The following is a 1,999-nucleotide window of genomic DNA, read 5'->3' as shown; positions in this document are numbered from 1 at the left end:
CTCCAGCACCGATCCGATCAGCGAACGAAGGCTCGCAACCGCTTCGTTGAAGTTCGCTTTCAGTGAGGCGAACGGGCCGGTCAGGTCGGCGTCGACACGGGAATTGAGATTGCCCCGCGATAGAGCTTTTAGGCCTTCGCCAATGCTGCCGACGATGAGTTCGGCCTGCTCGCGCTTCGAGGCGTCCGCGGCTGCGCTGGCTGCTTGAGCGGCCTTGAGCTTCGTTCGGAAGCTAGTCATCGCGTCGGCAAGCTGACCGAGCTCGTTCCGATCGCCGGCGGCGGGGATGGCGAGGTCGCCTTCGCCTTCGTCGAGCCTTTCCATGATTTTGGCCATGCGCCGCAGCGGTCGCACGCTCGCAACGGCCCACCAGGCGACTGCCGCGCCAAAAGCGAGACCGATCCCGCAAAGGACCAGAATCAGGAGCTGGAAGCTCCCGGTCGCTCCGCGGGTATCACCGGCGATGCGATTGTTCATCGCTTCCTGATGGTCGATGAACTGGTTGATGCGGGCGAGCCACTGGACGAACAAGGGCCGAGCGCGTTGCATGAGCAGATTCTGGGCGCCCTGAACATCGCCGTTGCGCTTGCGTGCGATCACCTCGGCGATGATCGGCATGGCTTCGCGTTCCGTCTCCTTGATGCTGTCGAGGATCCTGATTTCCTCAGGGGCGGGATCAGTTTCCGGGCGCAGCATGGCGTCAAGTGGTCCGGCTGACTCCGCATACATGGCGGCCAGCCTGTCGATTTCCTCGACTGCCTCGATGACCTCGGATTCATTTGGAACGAGGATCACATCTCGAAGCGAGATCGCTCGGTCGTGGACGCTGCCGCGGAAGTTGATCGCATAGCGCTGCTTCACGCTGTTGATGTCGTTCATCGTCCCAAGGTTCGCATTGACCATGTTGACGCGATTGATGCTCACGGCGGACAGGCCAACAAGCAGCATTAGGACCAGCCCGAAGCCGGCGATCATTCGGGTGCTGAGGGACAAGTGACGAAACATGTTCGGAGCCTTTGGATTACTTTGTCCCTCTTCTTATAGAGAGGATCAGCTCGACCCTTGGGGGAAGGACCAGTTTTCGCGAAGCCAGGTTTCTCGGGATCGGCGAGGGGCATTCGGCAGTGCCGAGCCCCGATGTTTTTGAGCTCGTGAAGAGGGTCACACTTCATCGTGGCTTCTCGCGACGCCGAAAAAGGAAGAGGCGCGGCAGCTTCGGCTGCCGCGCCTCTCTCATTCATCATTCCCCAGGGAGGAGGGACGAGGTCAGAAGTCCTTCCAGTCGTCGGCTGGGGCGACGTGGTGGATGACGCCGTTGCCGTTGGTCCTGGTGGTGACCAGGGCCTTGACCGGGGAGACATAGGTCTCGCTTCGCGGGGTCTGGGGCGAGAAGGAGACGGGTCCCGACTTCCTCGCCTTGGCCGGAGCGGCGCGGCTGTGCCCATCGTCGCCGATCTGGAACTGCCCGGCCTGCTCGGCCAGCGCCTCGACCTCGCTCGACAGGTTGCGCGCGGCCGCCGAAGTCTGCTCGACCATGGCGGCATTCTGCTGGGTCGACTGGTCCATGCTGGTCACCGCCGCGCTGATCTGGGTGATGGCCGAGGCCTGGGCCTGGTTGTCCGAAGCCATCGTGCCGAGCAACTGGTGGACTTCGCCGACCCCTTCGGAGATGTCGGCCAGGGCGCCGTCCACCTTCTGCACCGCCTGGACCGCCGTGACGATGTCGGTTTGGGTGACGGTAAGCTGGTCGCGAGCGCGCTTCGCCTCTTCCTCGGCGCGCATGGCCAAGGCCGAGACGAGATCGGCGACCACCGCGAAGCCGCGGCCGGCATCGCCGGCGCGGCCGGCCTCGACCGCCGCGTTCATCGCCAGAACCCGGGTCTGGAAGGCGATCTTGTCGACGCCCTCGATGACGCTGTCGATGCCCTTGGCACTCTCGCTCACCCGGCCCATCGCCTGGACCGCCTCGTCCGCCATCGAGCGGCCGCCATTGACGGTG

At 63.9% G+C, this 1,999-nt stretch carries 2 protein-coding genes; both read right to left on the bottom strand.

Annotated elements, in window-relative coordinates; genetic code table 11:
• Positions 1–1,005 (bottom strand): HAMP domain-containing protein (locus ACRYLT_RS17510; RefSeq protein WP_482665481.1); only part of this gene is annotated, 1,005 nt, incomplete at its 3' end.
• A gap of 261 nt (positions 1,006–1,266) precedes the next feature.
• On the bottom strand, positions 1,267–1,999 hold a 733-nt coding region (locus ACRYLT_RS17505), incomplete at its 5' end, for a methyl-accepting chemotaxis protein (protein WP_482665480.1).

Source organism: Sphingosinicella sp. SM1-17 (assembly GCF_056821765.1).
The sequence above is the reverse complement of the archived record's forward strand: the minus strand, read 5'-3'. Positions and strand labels throughout refer to the sequence as shown.